This window comes from Scatolibacter rhodanostii, from assembly GCF_900197595.1.
In the GTDB taxonomy this organism is placed as follows: domain Bacteria; phylum Bacillota; class Clostridia; order Oscillospirales; family Acutalibacteraceae; genus Scatolibacter; species Scatolibacter rhodanostii.
Genome location: NZ_FZLO01000002.1, coordinates 382,376 through 399,811, shown reverse-complemented (window position 1 = coordinate 399,811; position 17,436 = coordinate 382,376). Strand labels below are relative to the sequence as shown.

Below are 17,436 nucleotides of genomic sequence, written 5' to 3'. Positions count from 1 at the left end.
AGGTGTTTTTTATTGGCCTATGTAACGGTCCCGAAAGACCTAACCAAAATAAAAAGCAAGGTACTGTTTGGCCTTACCAAACGGCAGCTTGCGTGTTTTTCCCCGGCGGTGCTTATCGGAGTGCCGCTTTTCTTTTTGCTCAAAAGCAGCGCCGGAAACAGTGCGGCGGCATTCTGCATGATACTTGTCATGCTCCCGTTCTTTCTGCTCGGCATGTATGAACGGAATGGAGAACCTTTGGAAGTTATCGCAAGGCATTTTATCCGCACAAAATTCCTGCTTCCAAAGGAACGCCCCTATCAGACCAACAATTTCTATGCCGCCCTCATGCGGCAGAACAGACTGGAAAAGGAGGTAAAAGCCATTGTCAAAAACAAAAAGAACCGCCCTGCGGCAGAAGCTGACCCGTGCCCAAAGGCGGGAAATTGAAAGAATTATCCGTGAGGCCAAAGGCGACGGGAAGCCCCATTCGGCTCAGGACAGTATCCCTTTTGAAAATATGTACCCGGATGGGCTTTGCAGGCTTAACGAAAAAAGCTACTCAAAGTGCATTGAGTTTGAGGACATCAACTATCAGCTTGCCGGGGCAGATGATAAAACGGCAACCTTTGAAAACCTCTGCGACTTCTATAACTACTATGACGCCTCCATTGGTATCCAGCTTTCCCTTATCAGCCGGTACGCCAGCAAGGAGGATTTTGAACAGTCTATTGAAATACCGCCCCAGGGGGATGACTTTGACCCTATCAGGGCGGAGTACACTTCCATGCTTGGCGGCCAGCTTGCGCGCGGCAATAACGGTCTTGTGAAAACAAAATTCCTGACCCTCACCATCGAGGCGGATAATATCCAGGCTGCCAGAAGCAGGCTTGCTAGGATTGAAACGGACAGCCTTAATCATTTCAAAGTGATGGGCGCGGGGGCAAGGGTGCTGAACGGAAAACAGCGTCTTGCCCTCCTGCATGGGATTTTCCACCCGGACGGTGAAAAATTTGCCTTTGAATGGGGCTGGCTTCCGCAAAGCGGCTTGTCGGTGAAAGATTTTATTGCCCCGTCCTCTTTTGAGTTTGGCGGCACCCGAACATTCCGTATGGGGAAAAAGCTGGGGGCCGTTTCCTTTCTGCAAATCCTGGCACCGGAGCTCAATGACCGTATGCTTGCGGATTTCATGGAGGCGGACAGCGGCATTATGGTAAATCTCCATATCCGCAGTATCGACCAGAACGAGGCCATCAAGACCATCAAGCGGAAGATTACCGACCTGGACGCTATGAAGATAGCGGAGCAAAAGAAAGCCGTGCGCTCCGGCTACGACATGGATATTATCCCCTCAGACCTCGCCACCTATGGCGGGGAGGCAAAGAACCTTTTACATGAACTGCAAAGCAGGAATGAGCGAATGTTCCTCTTGACATTTCTTGTCCTGAACCTTGCAGATACGAAACGCAAGCTGGAAAATGCGGTGTTCCAGGCTTCCGGCGTGGCGCAGAAATATAACTGCCAGCTTGTGCGCCTGGATTTCCAGCAGGAGGCGGGGCTCATGTCCTCTCTCCCTCTGGGGCTCAATCAAATCAACATCAAAAGGAGCCTCACCACAAGCAGCACCGCCATATTCGTACCCTTTACCACCCAGGAGCTTTTCCAAAACGGAGAAGCCCTTTACTATGGGCTGAATGCTCTTTCCAACAATATGATACTCTGTGACCGCAAATGGCTGAAGAACCCCAACGGGCTAATTTTAGGAACACCGGGCAGCGGAAAGTCATTCTCCGCAAAGCGTGAAATTGTTAATGTGTTTCTCGTTACCCTGGATGACATTATCATCTGCGACCCGGAGGCAGAGTATTATCCTCTGGTGAAAAGGCTTGGCGGGCAGATTATTAAAATCTCTCCGACAAGCAGACAGCATGTAAACCCTATGGATATTAACCTGAACTACTCAGAGGATGACAGCCCCCTTGCCTTAAAGAGTGATTTCATTCTTTCTCTGTGTGAACTGGTGGTAGGCGGCAAAAATGGCTTGGAGCCGGTGGAGAAAACCGTCATTGACCGTGCCACCCGCAATGTCTACCGTTCCTATCTGGCAGACCCGAAACCGGAGAACATGCCGGTTTTAGAGGACCTTTACAATGAGGTAAAGCAGCAGCCGGAGCCGGAGGCACAGCGTATCGCCTCCGCTTTGGAACTCTATGTTTCCGGCAGCCTCAATGTGTTCAACCACCGTACCAACGTGGATATTGAAAACCGCCTTGTCTGTTTTGACATTAAGGAACTGGGCAAACAGCTAAAGAAACTTGGTATGCTCGTCATCCAGGACCAGGTATGGAACCGTGTCACCGTGAACCGCGACCAGGGAAAGGCAACCCGGTACTATATAGATGAATTTCATCTGCTATTAAAAGAAGAACAGACCGCCGCCTATTCCGTGGAGATCTGGAAGCGGTTCAGGAAGTGGGGTGGCATACCGACAGGTATCACACAAAACGTCAAGGACCTTCTGGCCTCCCGTGAGGTGGAGAACATATTTGAGAATTCTGACTTTGTGTATATGCTCAACCAGGCGGCGGGCGACAGGGAGATACTTGCGAAACAGCTCAATATCTCTCCGCAGCAGCTTTCCTATGTTACCCATTCAGAGGCCGGTGAGGGCCTTATTTTTTATGGCAATGTCATTCTGCCGTTCATTGACCATTTCCCCCAGGATACTGAGCTATACCGCATTATGACGACAAAGCCAGAAGAAATGAAGGGAGACTAAAAAAGGCGATTGGCGGCGTTATTTACCACTTTTCCCATGCTTTGGGAGGAAAGTTGTGGTAAAATGATGTTATAAATTTAAGTGAGAATGGAGACAACAAAATGAAAGCCACTTTTTATTGTGATGAAAGCGGTAGCACGGGTACAAATTGGTTAGATGCAGCTCAACCGTTTTTTGTTTACGGTGGATGGCTAATTCCGGATGAGAGTAGAGATGCCGTTCTTTCTGGCTTGGCGGATATTTTTGCAAAGTATCCCGGTAAAGAAATTAAATCGAAACGTTTCTTTAGAATGGGTAAAGCAGATGAATATTTCAAGCGTCTGTTTGACCTTATGCTTAACACCCCGGCTTTTCCTGTATTTACAGTTACAGATAAGGCTTATATCGTTGCTCCCAAAATCATTGATACTTATTTTGATCCTGCTTATAATCCATGCCTAAGTAATCAATTTAGTTGGGATACGGGATTAAAAAAACAGCTTGCGGAGGTAATTAAGACAAATAGGGTTATTAGTGACTTCGCAGTAATAATTCATTCAGGAACGCCTTCGTTAGATGAAATGCGAAGTTTGAAAGTTGCTTTGATATCTGCGTTTTCACAACTGCCAAGTATCGTTGTTAGTTTGCAACAAATCACAGACAGCGGATTAAATGAAATGATTGATGAATTTAGTACACCAAATTCATCAAGAAGTCTTACAATACCCTCACTCAATCATCTAATGCAAGTCTTACAAGTATTTTCTAAAAACTATAGTTTAGAAACATTGATTAAACACGATAACATTCGCGGATATGATGATGGGTTAGATATTATAAGGGATATTTATTTATCTCAAGGTGAGGTCGAAATACTCAAGAGCAAGGATTTTGAGTGGTATTCTAAATTTCCCAATATATCCGAACTGACTCTTGTTGATTCAAAAGATGAACTATTAGTACAGATTTCGGATTTACTTTGTGGATTTCTTTTAAGATGTTTTCAGAAAATAGACAAGGAGGTTGACTTAATAGAATCCGAAAAAGAAATCATGAGACAGTTATCTGTGTTGCATGATGAGATGCACACATGGGATTTTGTATTTCCTGAGAAACTAATTGTAAAATATTTAAAGGCTATTGGCTTAAATCCAGGTAAACTTACACCAATAGATAATAGTTCATTAAATCAGCATTTCTCGAAATACCTAAAAAGTTAATTACCCAAACTGACCCGCCTACAGTGGCGGGTTTTCTTATGCCCAAAATCAGGAGGTGACAACCAAATAAATAGTAAACTTACCCATGCAAGCCTATTTTCAGGCATTGGAGGACTTGACCTTGCTGCAGAGGCAGCAGGCTTTGAAACCGTCTGCCAGTGCGAATGGGCGGACTATCCCTATTCCATCTTAGAAAAGCATTGGCCAGACGTACCGAAATTTAGGGATATTACCACATTCACAAAGGAGGCATTTATTGAAAAAACAGGACTTGAAACAATCACCATATTGTCCGGCGGCTTCCCCTGCCAGCCGTTCTCTACCGCAGGACGACGAAAAGGATTTGAGGATGAACGCTATCTATGGCCGGAAATGTGCAGAGTTATTGACGAGCTGCGGCCCCGTTGGGTGCTTGGGGAAAATGTTGCTGGCTTCATCAATATGGGGCTCGACAAAACGATTTTTGACCTGGCAAAAGCGGGATACGCTATTCTCCCATTCGTATTTCCGGCTTGCAGCGTCGGGGCATGGCATGAGCGCCAACGAACTTTTATCGTTGCGGCTGATGTTTCCCACGCCCCTTGCCTCCGACAAGGGCACGAACCGGGATGCGCAAAACCTGGATGTATACCTGTCGGAAAATGGCGTGTTCCGAAAGAAGAACAAAAACGGAGCCATCTGGAGTCTGCCCCTGTCGGCAGCGGTGTTCTATCTGACCCCGGTAGCGTCGGACGGTTTCCGCTCCACGCTGAAACCGACGGCCTACGACCCGAACAAGAAGAACGGAAATCTGTCGGCCCAGGTTATCGCAATGGAGAACCCTGCGTCAGATACGGCGGCCCTGAACCCGGATTGGGTGGAATGGCTGATGGGCTTCCCCCATGGATGGACGGACGTATCCTGTGGGCAAGGGAGCCTAAGGACATCCCACGCATGACGGAAGAAACGGAAAACCGTGCCTTGCGGCTTAAAACTTTGGGGAATGCTGTCTGCCCGCCCCAGGCGTTCCCTGTTTTTAAGTACATTGCGGATATAGAAACCGGGCGCTGTAAGGATTGGTGCGTCTTTGGAAAGGCAGGTGATGAAAATTGAAAGAGTATAAGGCACCTAATAAAGTGGTGCAGAAAATGACCCGTGCAGGTGCGGAGGTTCAGAACCTTACCACGGGTGAGGCGGAGAATATTTCTTCCCGCCCTGATGACAGTAACATTTCGGAACAGCCGGTGAATACAGCGGGGAAAGTGATTGACAGGTTGGATAAGGAACATACCCGCCGTTCTTCCAAAAAGGCGGCAAAGAAATCCCGAAAAACCTCGGACCGGGGCATGGAGGCTGTCAACCGGCCATCTTCCCGGTTGCAGTTTACCAAAGAAGAACGGGCAGCTCCCAAACTTCAAAAGTCTATCCGCAAGTCGGATATGGCAGCAGACAGGCTGGATACAGTACGGGAAAATATCCCAAAGAAAAAGAAGCTGGTTCGAGAACGTACCTTTGACGAGGCTTTAGGCAAGGGCAAAACCCGGCTCCGCTTCAAGGAAACGGAAAAGCCCTTTGGCGGGAAAATGCGGCTCAACCCTCTTTCCCGCCCTATGCAGGAAGTGGGCATGAAGCTCCACGGCAAAGTTTATGAAGTGGAAAAAGAGAATGCAGGTGTCGAGGGCGGTCATGCGGCGGAACGGTTGGGGGAAAAGGCTGTCGGCAAGGGATACCGTCTTGTAAAAGGCAGTATCCGACATCATAAGCTGAAACCCTACCGGGCAGCGGCAAGGGCGGAACAATCCGCAATCAAGGCCAATGCGGATTTCCTGTATCAAAAGGCGCTCCGTGATAATCCCCAGCTTGCCGCCTACAATCCTCTTTCTCGTTTTTTGCAGAAACAACAGATAAAGCGAAACTATGCCAAACAGATACGGGACGCAGGAAAAAACGCTCAAAGTGTGGGCGGAACGGTCAAATCGGCGGCAAAGAAAGCCAAAGAGGCAGCGGAAAATACGGTAAAGTTTATCACCCGCAATTGGAAAGGCGTGCTGGTGCTTCTGGCTTTGGGGCTGCTCATCCTCTTTTTTTTAGGCGGATTGCAGTCTTGTTCTGCTCTATTTGGGGGAGCTTCCTCATCTGTGATAGCAACCTCTTATCTTTCGGAGGACACAGACATGCTGGCGGCGGAGGCTGACTATTCCGCTATGGAGTCGGAGCTTCAATATGAGGTGGATAATTTTGAAAGCCTGCATCCAGGCTACGACGAATACCGCTATCATCTGGATGGTATCTACCACGACCCACATGAGCTGGCGGCCTACCTCTCTGCAAAATACACCGCCTATACAGAAAGTGATGTGCAGCGTGAGTTGGAGTGGATTTTGGGGCTGCAATATGACTTAGACATTCGGGAGACGGTGGAAATACGCTACCGAACCGAGACCTATACCGAAACCTGGACTGACGAGAACGGAAACAAGCACACCGATACTTACACCGAGGAAGTGCCCTATGAGTACACCATTGTTACGGTTACGCTGAAAAACAAAGGACTTTCCTCTATTTTTAAATCGAAACTGACCCCAGAGCAAAAAAAGCTATATGACATTTACCGTCAAACACTGGGGAACATGCCCCTGCTCTTTGGCGGTGGTTCTGTGAACAACAATCCATCCACCGATTTAAGCGGTGTGCGCTTTGTGGATGGTGAGCGCCCTGGAAATCAGGCGGTGGTGAACATAGCGAAATCCCAGGAGGGCAATGTTGGTGGATACCCCTATTGGAGCTGGTACGGCTTTAATGGCCGTGTGGAATGGTGCGCATGCTTTGTGTCCTGGGTTTACAATCAAGCTGGATACAGCGATCCCCGCTTTGCGGCCTGTACTTCTCAGGGCCGACCCTGGTTCCAGTCCAGAGGACAATGGGGAGACCGATATTATGCGGACATAGCGCCGGGTGATGCCATCTTTTTCGATTGGGACGGTGACGGAACCGCCGACCATGTGGGCATTGTCATTGGAACAGATGGAACAACGGTTTATACCGTTGAGGGAAACAGCGGCGATGCCTGTAAAATCCGCAGTTACCCGGTGGGCAGCAGCGTGATAGACGGTTACGGCTTAATGAATTGGTAAATCAGAATATGAAATGGAGGTATTTTTAATGGCAGCAATTGATAAAATCCGAAGCGATATTGAAAAAACAAAAGTGAAGATTGCGGAGCAGCAAAAGCGGCTCCGTGAATTGGAGCAGAAAGTAGCGGAGGAAAAAAATCTGGAAATCGTCCGCATGGTAAAGGCGGTCAAGCTGGACAACAAGGAGCTTTCCGCTTTCCTGAAAGCCTATGCCAGCGGTCGTATCTCTCTCCCTGCCGATATGCAGGCAGAGTTGAAAGAACAGGAGGACAGCGAAAATGAAGAATAAAGGAAAAATGCGGTTGTTCGCCGCTCTCCTGGCCGTCATGCTCTGCATGGCGGCCTTTCCATTGACCGCCTTTGCCGGCGGCGGATCTGAATATGAGGAACTCTCACCCAAAGAACAAGCGGAAGAAACTACGGGCGGATATGAGCCGGAACCCCTTACCCCGGAGGGCAACATGAGCCTTGTGGATGACATTGAGGGTGAGGCTTCCGGCGATAAGCAGTTTATTACTGTCGTTACCAAAAACGGCAACTATTTTTACATCATCATTGACCGGGCGGAGGACGGAGAAAACACGGTCCACTTTCTGAACCAGGTTGACGAGGCCGACCTTCTGGCCTTGATTGATGAGGAAGTGAAGCCTCAGGAGCCCATTGTTACGCCGGAACCGGAACCTACTCCTGAACCGGAGCCGGAGCCCGAACCTGAAAAGAGCGGCACTGGCGGTATCCTGGCGGTTATCCTCATTCTTGCCTTGGGCGGAGGCGGTGCATTCTACTATTTTAAGGTGATGAAACCCAAACAATCCGTAAAGGGCAACTCGAATTTGGATGATTTCGATTTTGAGGATGACGAGGACGAAGAAACTGAATTTGAGGACGAACAGGAGGACACGGAAGAATGAAACTGATTATATCGGAAAAACCGAGCGTCGGGGCGGCCATAGCCGCCGCCCTGGGCGCTAAAGAAAGAAAAAACGGATACATCGAGGGAAACGGCCTGATTGTTTCCTGGTGTATCGGCCATCTTGTGGGCCTTGCCGACGCAGGCTGCTATGATGAACGTTTCAAAAAATGGCGTTATCAAGACCTCCCCATTTTGCCAGATGAATGGCAGTATGTACTTTCCCCCGGCAAGGAAGAACAATTCACCGTTCTTAAAAACCTGATGGAGCGTTCCGGCATATCCGAGATAGTAAATGCCTGTGACGCTGGCCGTGAGGGTGAGCTTATCTTCCGGCTAGTCTATGAAATGGCTGGCTGCACAAAACCCATATCCCGCCTGTGGATTTCCTCAATGGAAGATACCGCCATCTGTGAGGGCTTTGGAAACCTGAAACCGGGCATAGAGTATGAAGCCCTGTATCAATCGGCGCTTTGCCGCTCAAAAGCGGATTGGCTCATAGGGATAAACGCCACCCGGCTTTTCTCCGTTCTCTATCATAAGACGCTGAACGTGGGCCGGGTGCAGACGCCTACCCTTGCTATGCTGGTGGATAGGGACAATAAAATATCCAGCTTTACGAAAGAGAAATATCATCTTGTCCGGCTGGAACTGGATGGTATCGGGGCCACAAGTGAAAGAGTCCCTGACATTTCAGAAGCGGAGCAGATGAAAACGGCTTGCCATGAACGGCAGGCCGTTTGTGCTTCTCTGGACAAAGAGAAAAAGACGGTAAAGCCACCAAAGCTCTTTGACCTTACCACCCTGCAAAGGGAGGCTAACCGCATATACGGCTACACGGCGAAACAGACCCTTGATTACGCTCAAAGCCTCTATGAGAAAAAACTCATTACCTATCCCCGCACGGACAGCCGGTATCTTACTTCCGACATGGCGGATACGGCTACCTCCGTTCTGGAACTGGCGGCGGGGCTTCCGCTCCTTGCCGGATACCCGGACTTTTCTCCGGACGCGGCGGCGTTGATTTCCGAAAAGGGCGTATCCGACCATCACGCCATCATTCCCACTCTGGAGGCGGGAAAGGCGGACCTCACCGCTTTGCCTGTTGGGGAGCGTTCCCTTTTCTTCCTAATATGCTGCAAACTGCTGTGTGGGGCGGCCTCTCCCCATGTGTATGAAGCGGTCACGGCGGTATTTGAGTGCGGCGGATACCGTTTCACCGCAAAAGGGAAACGGGTACTTATGGAGGGATGGAAAACCTTTGAACGGCTGTTTCGTGCTTCCCTGAAAGAAAAGCCGGAGGACGACACCGAGGATGAAAGCGATCTGCCGGAGTTGATCCAGGGGAAAATCTTTGAGCGTGCGGCGGCTTCCATTGCCGAGCATTATACCACGCCGCCGAAATCCTATACCGAAGACACGCTGCTTTCCGCTATGGAGCACGCAGGCAAGGACGATATGCCGGAGGACGCGGAGCGGAAAGGTTTGGGAACACCAGCGACCAGGGCAGCTATCATTGAAAAGCTGGTATCCTCCGGCTTTGCGGAGCGCAAGGGGAAAAGCCTTATCCCCACAAAAGACGGTATCAATCTGATTACCGTTTTGCCGGAGGTTTTGACCTCTCCGCTTCTCACCGCCGAATGGGAAAAGGGCCTGTCTGAAATCGCAAGGGGCGCTGCCAATCAACGGACCTTCATGGAGGATATACAGAAAATGGCGGCGGAGCTTGTAAACTCTTACTCCCACATTTCGGAGGACGGACAAAAGCTGTTTGCTCCCCAAAAGGAGGCTATGGGCCTCTGCCCCCGCTGCCGGGAGCAGGTGTATGAGGGAAAGAAGAATTTTTACTGCGGGAACCGTGGCTGCGGTTTTGTCCTCTGGAAAAATGACCGTTTCTGGCTTTCCCGCAAAAAGGAACTCACAAAGAAGATGGCTGCTGATTTGCTCAAAAAAGGCCGTACCAAAGTCAAGGGGATGTATTCGGAAAAGAAAGATACCACCTATGACGCCACGGTGATTTTGGATGACACGGGCGGCAAGTATATCAATTTCAAGCTGGAGTTTGAGAAGAAAAAGGAGCGTGCAAATGAACGGTAATATCACTTCTGATTATATTTTCAAGGCTTATGTGGTGAACACCCAGGCCTATGACACTGGGGAGCGTGACGCTGGGGCATGGCTCTATTTCCCGCCCTATGCGGAGGATATTCAGGCTCTATTTGAGAAAATCGGTCTGCCGCCCGACGCCATGCCGGATATGTATTTCATGGATGATTATGTCTGCAAGGTGGAGGGCTTGAAGCCGCTTCTTCCCATGTACGGCGACATTGACGAACTGGCGGCGCTGGCCCAGGGGCTTTATGACCTGCCGCCCCATGAGCGCAACAAGCTGGAGGCCATCCAGTTATCCCCCATACAGTTTACTTCTCTGGAGCAATTCCATGAATATCCCTGGAACGTGGATTATTTCTGCCTGGGCACGGAACTCAGGGATGACGCGGCGCTTGGATGGAACTGGCTGGAGCAGCAGGGGCTTACGGAAATCCCCGAAAGCTGCAGGGGAGCCATTGACCCGGAGCCCTTTGGCCGTTATGTGAGGCAGAAGGAACAGGGGATTTTTACTGACAAGGGCTATCTTACCCTATCCGGTGATAAGTGGCTGCATGAGCGGCCGCTTCCGAAGCGGGAGGAAAAGCAATCCCTGAAAGCGCGTTTGGAACAGACAAAGAAAAAATGTGCCGCCCGTGAAACGAAGCCGGATAAACCGGAAAAACACGGGCCGGAACTTTAGGAGGTGCTTGTATGTATAACTACGACCATGACTGCCCCTTTGAGGCGTATATTACCAATCTCGGCAAATACAACGTGGGTGAGCTTGTCGGAGAATGGGTGAAGTTTCCCACTACCTATGAGGAAATGCAGAAAGTCTTTGAGCGTATCGGTATCGGCAAGGAAGATGAATTTGGAAACATATATGAGGAATGGTTCATCACCGATTATGACTGCTATGTAGACGGTTTGCATGATATTCTTGGGGAATATGAAAGTTTAGATGAACTCAATTATCTGGCTAACGCCATTGAGGCAATGGACAAATCCGATTTTGAGAGGTTTGAGGCAGCCATAGGAATAGGCGACTATGCGGGCAGCGTGAAAGACCTTATTAACCTCACGGAAGACCTGAATAAATATGACTTTTACCCGGATGTTCACGACCACGACGACCTGGGGCGGATGTATATCGACGAGTACGGCGCTATGGAAGTCTCCGACCATCTGAAAAACTATATCGACTATGAGGCGTATGGGCGGGATATTGCTCTGGATGAAAATGGACACTTCACCGATCAGGGCTACGTCCGGGATACGGGAGACAGCTTCACCGAGCATTACGAGGGGAACCGTGATGAAATTCCCTGGGAGTACCGTGTCACCGCTACAGTGGATGAACAGGAATTTATCCAGAGCCAGGATGAGGAAATGAAACTGGATATGACAACGAACCTTGCCTTTGACTTGGACGAGTTTTTCCGGCAGAAAGACCCGCAGTATGCCGCCGCCCACCCGGATGCCCACGTAGGCAAGGAACTGATTGCGGATTTGCTCCTGGAGGGGAAAACGGCGGCCATCAAGGACAGGCTTGCGGAAATGGTGCAGACATCGGAGGATGAACTTCTCTCCCGTATCGGCAGCTATGAGCAGGCAACCGGCTATGAGTCGTATCTTGATACGGATGTGGCCGCTGTCCGTGACAAGCTGGAGCAGGCCCAGGACCATAAGGATACCATGACAGTACTTGTGGTAGAGCCGCTGAAAGAACCGTACCTGAAAGAAATATCTCCCGGCCTCTCTGCTATGCAGCAGGAAGTAAACGGCCTGATTGCCGCCGCCTATCCCTTTGACGACCCTGTCGCCCTTATCTGCAACGACGAGGGGAAAATAAACGGCATGGAGCTTAACCGTTCCCTGCGGGATGACCGGGGGCAGCTTTATGACATTGTGGCCGGACCGTTTCTTGTGGCAGGGCTCAGTGAAGATAACTTTGATTCCCTTTCCCCGGAACTGGCACAAAAGTACATGAAGCATTTCAAAACACCGGAAATGTTCGCTATGGTGGATGGGGAGATTACCGCTATCCCTGTTCCGGCGGAGGTCATTACACCGGATGATTTTTTAACCGGGGAAAAAGTTAAAACACCACGGGGGAGCTTTTTTTTGACAAATATGTCAAAGGAGCAGATGGAGGCTGCCGGATATGGCTTTCATCATAGCTCAGATGATGGCCGCTTTCATATCATGGGTAACGGTACACGGGCTTTTGCCATTGTAAATGAAGAAGCATGTACCTATGACATTTATCAGCTAAAGGATTTTTCGGGCAGGCGGGATTATGCCTTTGAACCTCTTGACCGCCTCCGTGGGATGAAACGCAAGGTGGATATGCAAAACTATGATAAAGTATATTCTGGTGTTATGTTCCCCGGTGAAAATCTGGAAAGCATTTATACCCACTTCAACGTGGACCGCCCGAAAGATTTCAAGGGCCATTCCCTTTCCGTGTCGGATGTGGTGGTTATCCGGCAGAACGGCCAGGAAACCGCCCACTACTGTGACAGCTTCGGTTTTGCGGAAGTGCCGGAATTTTTGAAGCCGGAAAACTACCTGAAAAATGCGGAAATGGCTATGGAAGATGATTACGGCATGGTTGACGGTATTATCAACAACGGCAAAAAAGAGGTTACACCTCTCGGCACGGAGGAAAGGACTTCCATCCGGGACCGGCTGGCGGAGGCAAAACGGGAATGTGCCGAGCGCAAGCCGCCCGAAACAAAGAAACCGGAGAAGAACAGCCCGGAGCATGACCTATGAGCAGAAGCAAGAAATGGAAAATAGAATGGGCTTTCTTCCTGGGCAAAAACGGTAGGCGGCAGTATAACCGTATTTGCAAGCGGTGTGTGCATGACTGCAAGCAGAGTTTCCGGGCAGATTTGATACAATGCCCGAAGTATATCAGCAGAGAGGCAAAACATACCCCGAAAAGGGTTAAAAAAGAGCAATAAAATCCTCTGTATCGGCTTCAAATTAGGTAGGCAATATTCTTTCCCTTATATGATTATCCGCTCAAAAATACAAGAAAAAAAGTCTGTTTTTGCACCTTTTTACTGCATAAGAAACGGGAGCGTATCCATTGGTTTATCTTTTGGGTTCGCTCCCTCTCTTTTTTGTTCCTCTGTTCGTTGTATAGACTAATATAGGCGTTCTTTCACATGTTGAGCAATGTAGACAATCAATTCCTCCGGCGTTGGTATATCACCCTTACAAGGTATTTTATTCCACTTTGCTCTGATTGCCGGGTCCTGGCTGCATAAGCCTATCAGCATAGCTTTTTTTATTTCTGTTCGTACTTCTTCAACGGTAATTCCCTCGCTTAAAGCTATTTTTCTTATTGTGGCTTCCGCATTTATCTTTTTCATAGACACTCCCCTTTCTTTATGGTTGACATTCAGTGAATGTCATATTAAGCGTTATTTTAACATATAATTTTCTTATTGACAATCAGTGAATGTCATAGGTAGGAGGGATGCTATGTATAAGAACAAAGCTCCCGACGGGAGCAATAATATTTGTGGTAAAAGGATAAGGAAATATCGTGAACAGTTGCTGGAAAAAACTTCTCAAAAGCAATTTTCTGATATGCTGCAAATTGCCGGATTGGATTTAGATAAAAATGCAATTCAGAGGATAGAGAGTGGAGACCGTTTTATCACAGATATTGAATTAAAGGTTATTGCCAGAGTATTAGGTGTATCCTATCAGGAATTACTGGACTAAAATAGGAGCTCGGCCATCTGTTTTTCGATGGTTGAGCTCCTGTTTTTTATTAACTTGTTTTATTTTATTTTTATAAGAATTGATAAGAAAGGAATAGGTTTTCGTAGTAGTAGTAGGCGCTGTGGGACTGTGTATAACTGACCGGGTTATGGAACTGTGGGAAACGGTATTTGCAGGCTGTGGTAAAGCCTGTACTTTTCCACGGGCTGTGAATGCTGTTTTCCATCAGCGGAATGGCCTGTTATGCACAATTTTCATAGTGCACAATAAATTTGAATTTACTTATGGCCTTGCGGCTGTAACTGATATATCAAATTGTTTTTTATATACATAATATTGGCCCCATTATCCGCTAAATATTGCATAATACTTCGAATATGTCCTAATCTAAATCGACTTTTCAAGAGGTTTTCATCCGCTTTAGCTCTTTCAAGATAGGAATGGGCAGTATATTTTTCGTTTTCCTCTATTGCAGTGTGCTCAATCGGTGCTAGCAAAAACTTATACTCTGATATAGCATTAAAATCATTTGAAAATGATTCTTTAATTACAGTGTATTCACCTTGTTTCTCTATCGTTTGTGTATCCATAGATAACCTATCCTGTAATGCTTCTAGTATCATGGCGTACCCTATATAAGGACTATTTTTTCCCTTAACTCTAAAAATCCTTGTATTATTATAATATAGTTCATAGGATACCAGCTTGCCATAGGGTTCAAACTTTATTCCTGTTGTTTTTGTAGCGGAATTAGAATATACACTTTTTATCCTGATTGACTTAGGAAAAATGTACGATACACATCCTAAAGTTTCATCTAACCGGGATTTTATCAGATCAGAAACATCAATTTTCCCGTGTTTCTCTTGTAAATAAATTTCGTCAAACAACATCCAATAACCTTTTATAGAAATAGCAAAAAACAATTCAAGCTCATGTTTATGTGCATAGTCTATTCTTTTTTGAAGATTTCCAGCACTAATTGAATATTTTTCTTTATCTGTATGTTTTATTTCCATCATAAACTTCTTGCCATTTTTTAATTCGATAAGCAAATCAGAAGTCGCTGTCTTAAGTAATTGAGACACTCCTTCGTCAAATCCCGTTATGCTTTTGCATACTTCCATAAATAGCAGTATTAAAATAAATTCGTCTTCTTTATTTTTTCCAACTAAACGTTTCTCTATTTCCTGTAAATCCATATTAAGAGTATTTGCTAAATTCTCTTGTTCTTCTTTGTTTAGGTAAGGCATTATTTGTTGGAATGCTAATATTTTATTAAAATCAGACATATTGTCTCATCCTCCACACTCATTAATAAGTTTAAGTTACTGATAGTAGCAGGAATGCCGATTTCTGCTTATCTGCGTTAATATATAGATACTCCGTGGCTCTACTGTTGCGTAAGTTCCTATTACCTATCCCTTGCTTTCAGATGAAGCCCCATCATTACAATAAATCCGATACCCATCACTACATAGAACCACACCATATCTTCACCTGTAAAGATATGTGCGAAGAAGCCGAACACAAACGCCCAAAACGCTGAAAGCAGCACTCCGATAATCCAAAATCCCGCTTTTGTATTTTGCAACCAAAAGAGGACTGCGAACAATACAATCGCTATTACTACGCACAATGCGGGATGAACGTGCCATATTTGATTGCAGATTATTCCACTGATTGCTGCAAGAAATATACTGTCAAATAAAATGATGTGTCCGAGAAAAAGCCCTATCACGGTAAAGATAAGGCCAATGATAATGCTGATAGCCAGGACAAGCCCATATGTAAATAACCCTGCCATGATTGACCTCCTTTTGTAAATCTCTGTTTATGATTTCATTTCCATTATACACCCAAAATCTCCCTGAGCCCAGGATTTTCGTCATCTTTCCGTATATTTCTCCTGCTCCTTTTCTTTTGGAGGAGAAAGCAGACTGTCAACATTCTGTTTAATGATGCGGTATTCCTTTGCTTCCTGTCTTGCAGTTTTATATGCAGAGTACAGCTTTTCCTTTTCGATGGTAAGGGCTTCATACTCCGCTTTCATCTTCTCGGCGGAGGGGAGTTTTTCTATCCTTATTTCCTTTAAGGCCTTGGCTGACGCTTCAAAAAGGATAATATTGCTCTCATGGCCTCGTAGGAACTTTTCTTTATCCGAGGATTTCCGGTAGCTGTCATAAATGGGTTTAAGCTTCCGATAGGCGGCAGCGTGCTTCATCAGCAGGGAGAGATCCGCTATGTGGGTTTCCGTGGACTTGACAGAGGCAAGTAGCTTATCGCTGGCGGAGGCAGTAGCAGTGGCCTTTTCCTCCAATTCCTCATAGCTGCTGATACCGTGTTCTGTGAGGAAATTCATAGTCTTTGCCGCTTGCTTTAGGTTGTTGATTTTTGCCCAATGAGCAAAACCGGCGCTCTCCTGGGCTTTGATATTGTTATGAATATCAATAAGCAGGTTAATCCGCTTGTCATCTTTTTTAGGCTGTCTGGAGGGGCGGGGTCTTCCGGCAATCCGGGCGGCAACTGCTTCCTCCGTATAATCGGCGCCCAGGGTTTTCATGCGGGTAAATCTCTCCTGACCGGAAGCCCGGCAGGACATGTATTTCCCACGTTTGATTTCGTATCCCCCGTTCTGCAGACGGCGGATTAAATCCTCAAAGTCGGAGGATACGGGTATCAGCCGGTCAATGGCTGCTTTGAGTTTTGCCTTATAGCTGGTTCCCGCTTTTTCGGCGGTATATTCCGCATAGCTCTTTCCTCTGTCCTGTCCAGGGATGATGACCGACAGGCCATGTTCCTTGCATAACCAATCACTAACGCGGCGGATATAGTGATAGCTGCGTTTATTGGAATGGTAATGACGGTAGTCCGCAAAGCTGACGGCATTAAATATCAGGTGATTATGAATATGCCCTTTGTCTATATGGGTGGTAAGGACAAACTCATATTTGCCGCCCAATATCTCTTTTGCAAGCTGCATACCGATTTCATGGGCCTGTTCCGGCGTGGTTTCGCCCGGTTCAAAAGCCTGTATCAAGTGGCGCCCCAGGTGCGTCCCCTTGTCTATGGAGTGTTTGCGGGTCCAGGCAAATTCAATGTCGGCGGTTTCGGCGGCGCAGCCAAAGGAAGACACCAAAAGTTTTTCGTCTGTCTTGACTGGATTGCAGATATAGTCAATCGCTTTTTTCAGCGTAGACTTGATAGGATGTGTCTTTGTAATTGCCATATCTGATTCAGCCTTTCTTTAATCTCCGTTATATCCGCTTCATAAACCGGAGCCCCGGCGTTGAGCCGCTTTGCTATCTGGTTGATGTTCCGGCCTATGCCCTGGAGCTCCGCGGTAAATGCTTTGATGTTTGCCGTATCGGTGTAAATGATGTATCCGTCAATCGCCATTTTACGCAGATAAGCCCCATACCGCTGTGTCGGCAGGAGCTTCATCTTTTCCTCTATCAGCCGTTTTTCTTCTTCCGTAACATAAAATTTCATCTGTATATTCCGTTTTCTGTTCGGCATGGCGTTCCTCCGTTCTATAAGGGTTTGGGATTATCCCAACGAGCATTTTTGTATTTTCGGGCAAGGGACCTGAAAATGCAAAAATCCGCAAGTGGGTACTCACTT

16 protein-coding genes and 1 pseudogene are annotated in these 17,436 nt (G+C 47.3%); 12 read left to right on the top strand and 5 right to left on the bottom strand.

Annotated elements, in window-relative coordinates; genetic code table 11:
* Nucleotides 1-12 precede the first annotated feature (12 nt).
* From CS931_RS06525 to CS931_RS06480, 11 genes and pseudogenes are all read left to right on the top strand, one after another.
* Nucleotides 13-429 carry a PrgI family protein gene (locus CS931_RS06525; RefSeq protein WP_099204959.1) on the top strand — a complete coding sequence of 139 codons (417 nt, stop codon included), beginning with the start codon at nt 13-15 and terminating at the stop codon, nt 427-429.
* Nucleotides 365-2,758 carry a VirB4-like conjugal transfer ATPase, CD1110 family gene (locus tag CS931_RS06520; protein ID WP_099204958.1) on the top strand — a complete coding sequence of 798 codons (2,394 nt, stop codon included), beginning with the start codon at nt 365-367 and terminating at the stop codon, nt 2,756-2,758. Before CS931_RS06525 ends, CS931_RS06520 begins: the two co-directional genes overlap by 65 nt.
* 101 nt (nt 2,759-2,859) lie before the next feature.
* Nucleotides 2,860-3,957: a DUF3800 domain-containing protein gene (locus CS931_RS06515; protein WP_099204957.1), complete on the top strand. Its 1,098-nt coding sequence runs from the start codon at nt 2,860-2,862 to the stop codon at nt 3,955-3,957.
* Nucleotides 3,958-4,023: 66 nt separating this feature from the next.
* Nucleotides 4,024-4,548, top strand: a pseudogene (locus CS931_RS13145) (DNA cytosine methyltransferase); the annotation flags it as partial.
* Nucleotides 4,549-4,890: 342 nt separating this feature from the next.
* Complete coding sequence (locus CS931_RS13140) at nt 4,891-5,049, top strand: hypothetical protein (RefSeq protein WP_442467198.1); 159 nt, start codon at nt 4,891-4,893, stop codon at nt 5,047-5,049.
* A 233-nt stretch (nt 5,050-5,282) separates the two neighbouring features.
* Entirely contained in the window at nt 5,283-7,070 is a 1,788-nt protein-coding gene (locus tag CS931_RS06505; protein WP_503167621.1) for a CHAP domain-containing protein, read from the top strand.
* 28 nt (nt 7,071-7,098) lie between these two features.
* On the top strand, nt 7,099-7,359 hold the full coding sequence (locus CS931_RS06500) for a DUF4315 family protein (RefSeq protein WP_099204955.1): 261 nt from the start codon (nt 7,099-7,101) through the stop codon (nt 7,357-7,359).
* Complete coding sequence (locus CS931_RS06495; RefSeq protein ID WP_099204954.1) at nt 7,349-7,981, top strand: DUF4366 domain-containing protein; 633 nt, start codon at nt 7,349-7,351, stop codon at nt 7,979-7,981. The genes CS931_RS06500 and CS931_RS06495 overlap by 11 nt, the downstream gene beginning before the upstream one ends.
* Nucleotides 7,978-10,077 carry a type IA DNA topoisomerase gene (locus CS931_RS06490; protein WP_099204953.1) on the top strand — a complete coding sequence of 700 codons (2,100 nt, stop codon included), beginning with the start codon at nt 7,978-7,980 and terminating at the stop codon, nt 10,075-10,077. Before CS931_RS06495 ends, CS931_RS06490 begins: the two co-directional genes overlap by 4 nt.
* The gene (locus CS931_RS06485) at nt 10,067-10,771 is read left to right on the top strand and encodes an antirestriction protein ArdA (RefSeq protein WP_159459755.1); all 705 of its coding nucleotides are present in this window, start codon (nt 10,067-10,069) and stop codon (nt 10,769-10,771) included. The genes CS931_RS06490 and CS931_RS06485 overlap by 11 nt, the downstream gene beginning before the upstream one ends.
* An 11-nt stretch (nt 10,772-10,782) precedes the next feature.
* Nucleotides 10,783-12,849 carry an antirestriction protein ArdA gene (locus CS931_RS06480; RefSeq protein WP_099204951.1) on the top strand — a complete coding sequence of 689 codons (2,067 nt, stop codon included), beginning with the start codon at nt 10,783-10,785 and terminating at the stop codon, nt 12,847-12,849.
* Between the two features lie 377 nt (nt 12,850-13,226).
* Here the strand turns inward: CS931_RS06480 and CS931_RS06470 are convergent, their stop codons facing one another.
* Nucleotides 13,227-13,454: a sporulation initiation factor Spo0A gene (locus tag CS931_RS06470; RefSeq protein WP_099204949.1), complete on the bottom strand. Its 228-nt coding sequence runs from the start codon at nt 13,452-13,454 to the stop codon at nt 13,227-13,229.
* A gap of 112 nt (nt 13,455-13,566) precedes the next feature.
* On the opposite strand from CS931_RS06470, the gene CS931_RS06465 reads away from it, so the two are divergent.
* Nucleotides 13,567-13,812, top strand: coding sequence for a helix-turn-helix domain-containing protein (locus tag CS931_RS06465; protein WP_099204948.1), 246 nt, complete (start codon nt 13,567-13,569; stop codon nt 13,810-13,812).
* A gap of 278 nt (nt 13,813-14,090) precedes the next feature.
* On the opposite strand, the gene CS931_RS06460 is transcribed toward CS931_RS06465, so the two are convergent.
* The 4 genes from CS931_RS06460 to CS931_RS06445 all read right to left on the bottom strand — a co-directional run bounded on the left by CS931_RS06460 (nt 14,091) and on the right by CS931_RS06445 (nt 17,331).
* Nucleotides 14,091-15,104 (bottom strand): hypothetical protein, encoded by a 1,014-nt coding sequence (locus CS931_RS06460; protein WP_099204947.1) that lies wholly within the window; start codon nt 15,102-15,104, stop codon nt 14,091-14,093.
* A 122-nt stretch (nt 15,105-15,226) separates the two neighbouring features.
* Complete coding sequence (locus CS931_RS06455) at nt 15,227-15,619, bottom strand: hypothetical protein (RefSeq protein ID WP_099204946.1); 393 nt, start codon at nt 15,617-15,619, stop codon at nt 15,227-15,229.
* An 81-nt stretch (nt 15,620-15,700) separates the two neighbouring features.
* Entirely contained in the window at nt 15,701-17,041 is a 1,341-nt protein-coding gene (locus CS931_RS06450) for a relaxase/mobilization nuclease domain-containing protein (protein WP_099204945.1), read from the bottom strand.
* The gene (locus CS931_RS06445) at nt 17,002-17,331 is read right to left on the bottom strand and encodes a plasmid mobilization protein (protein WP_099204944.1); all 330 of its coding nucleotides are present in this window, start codon (nt 17,329-17,331) and stop codon (nt 17,002-17,004) included. The genes CS931_RS06450 and CS931_RS06445 overlap by 40 nt, the downstream gene beginning before the upstream one ends.
* Nucleotides 17,332-17,436: the final 105 nt, after the last annotated feature.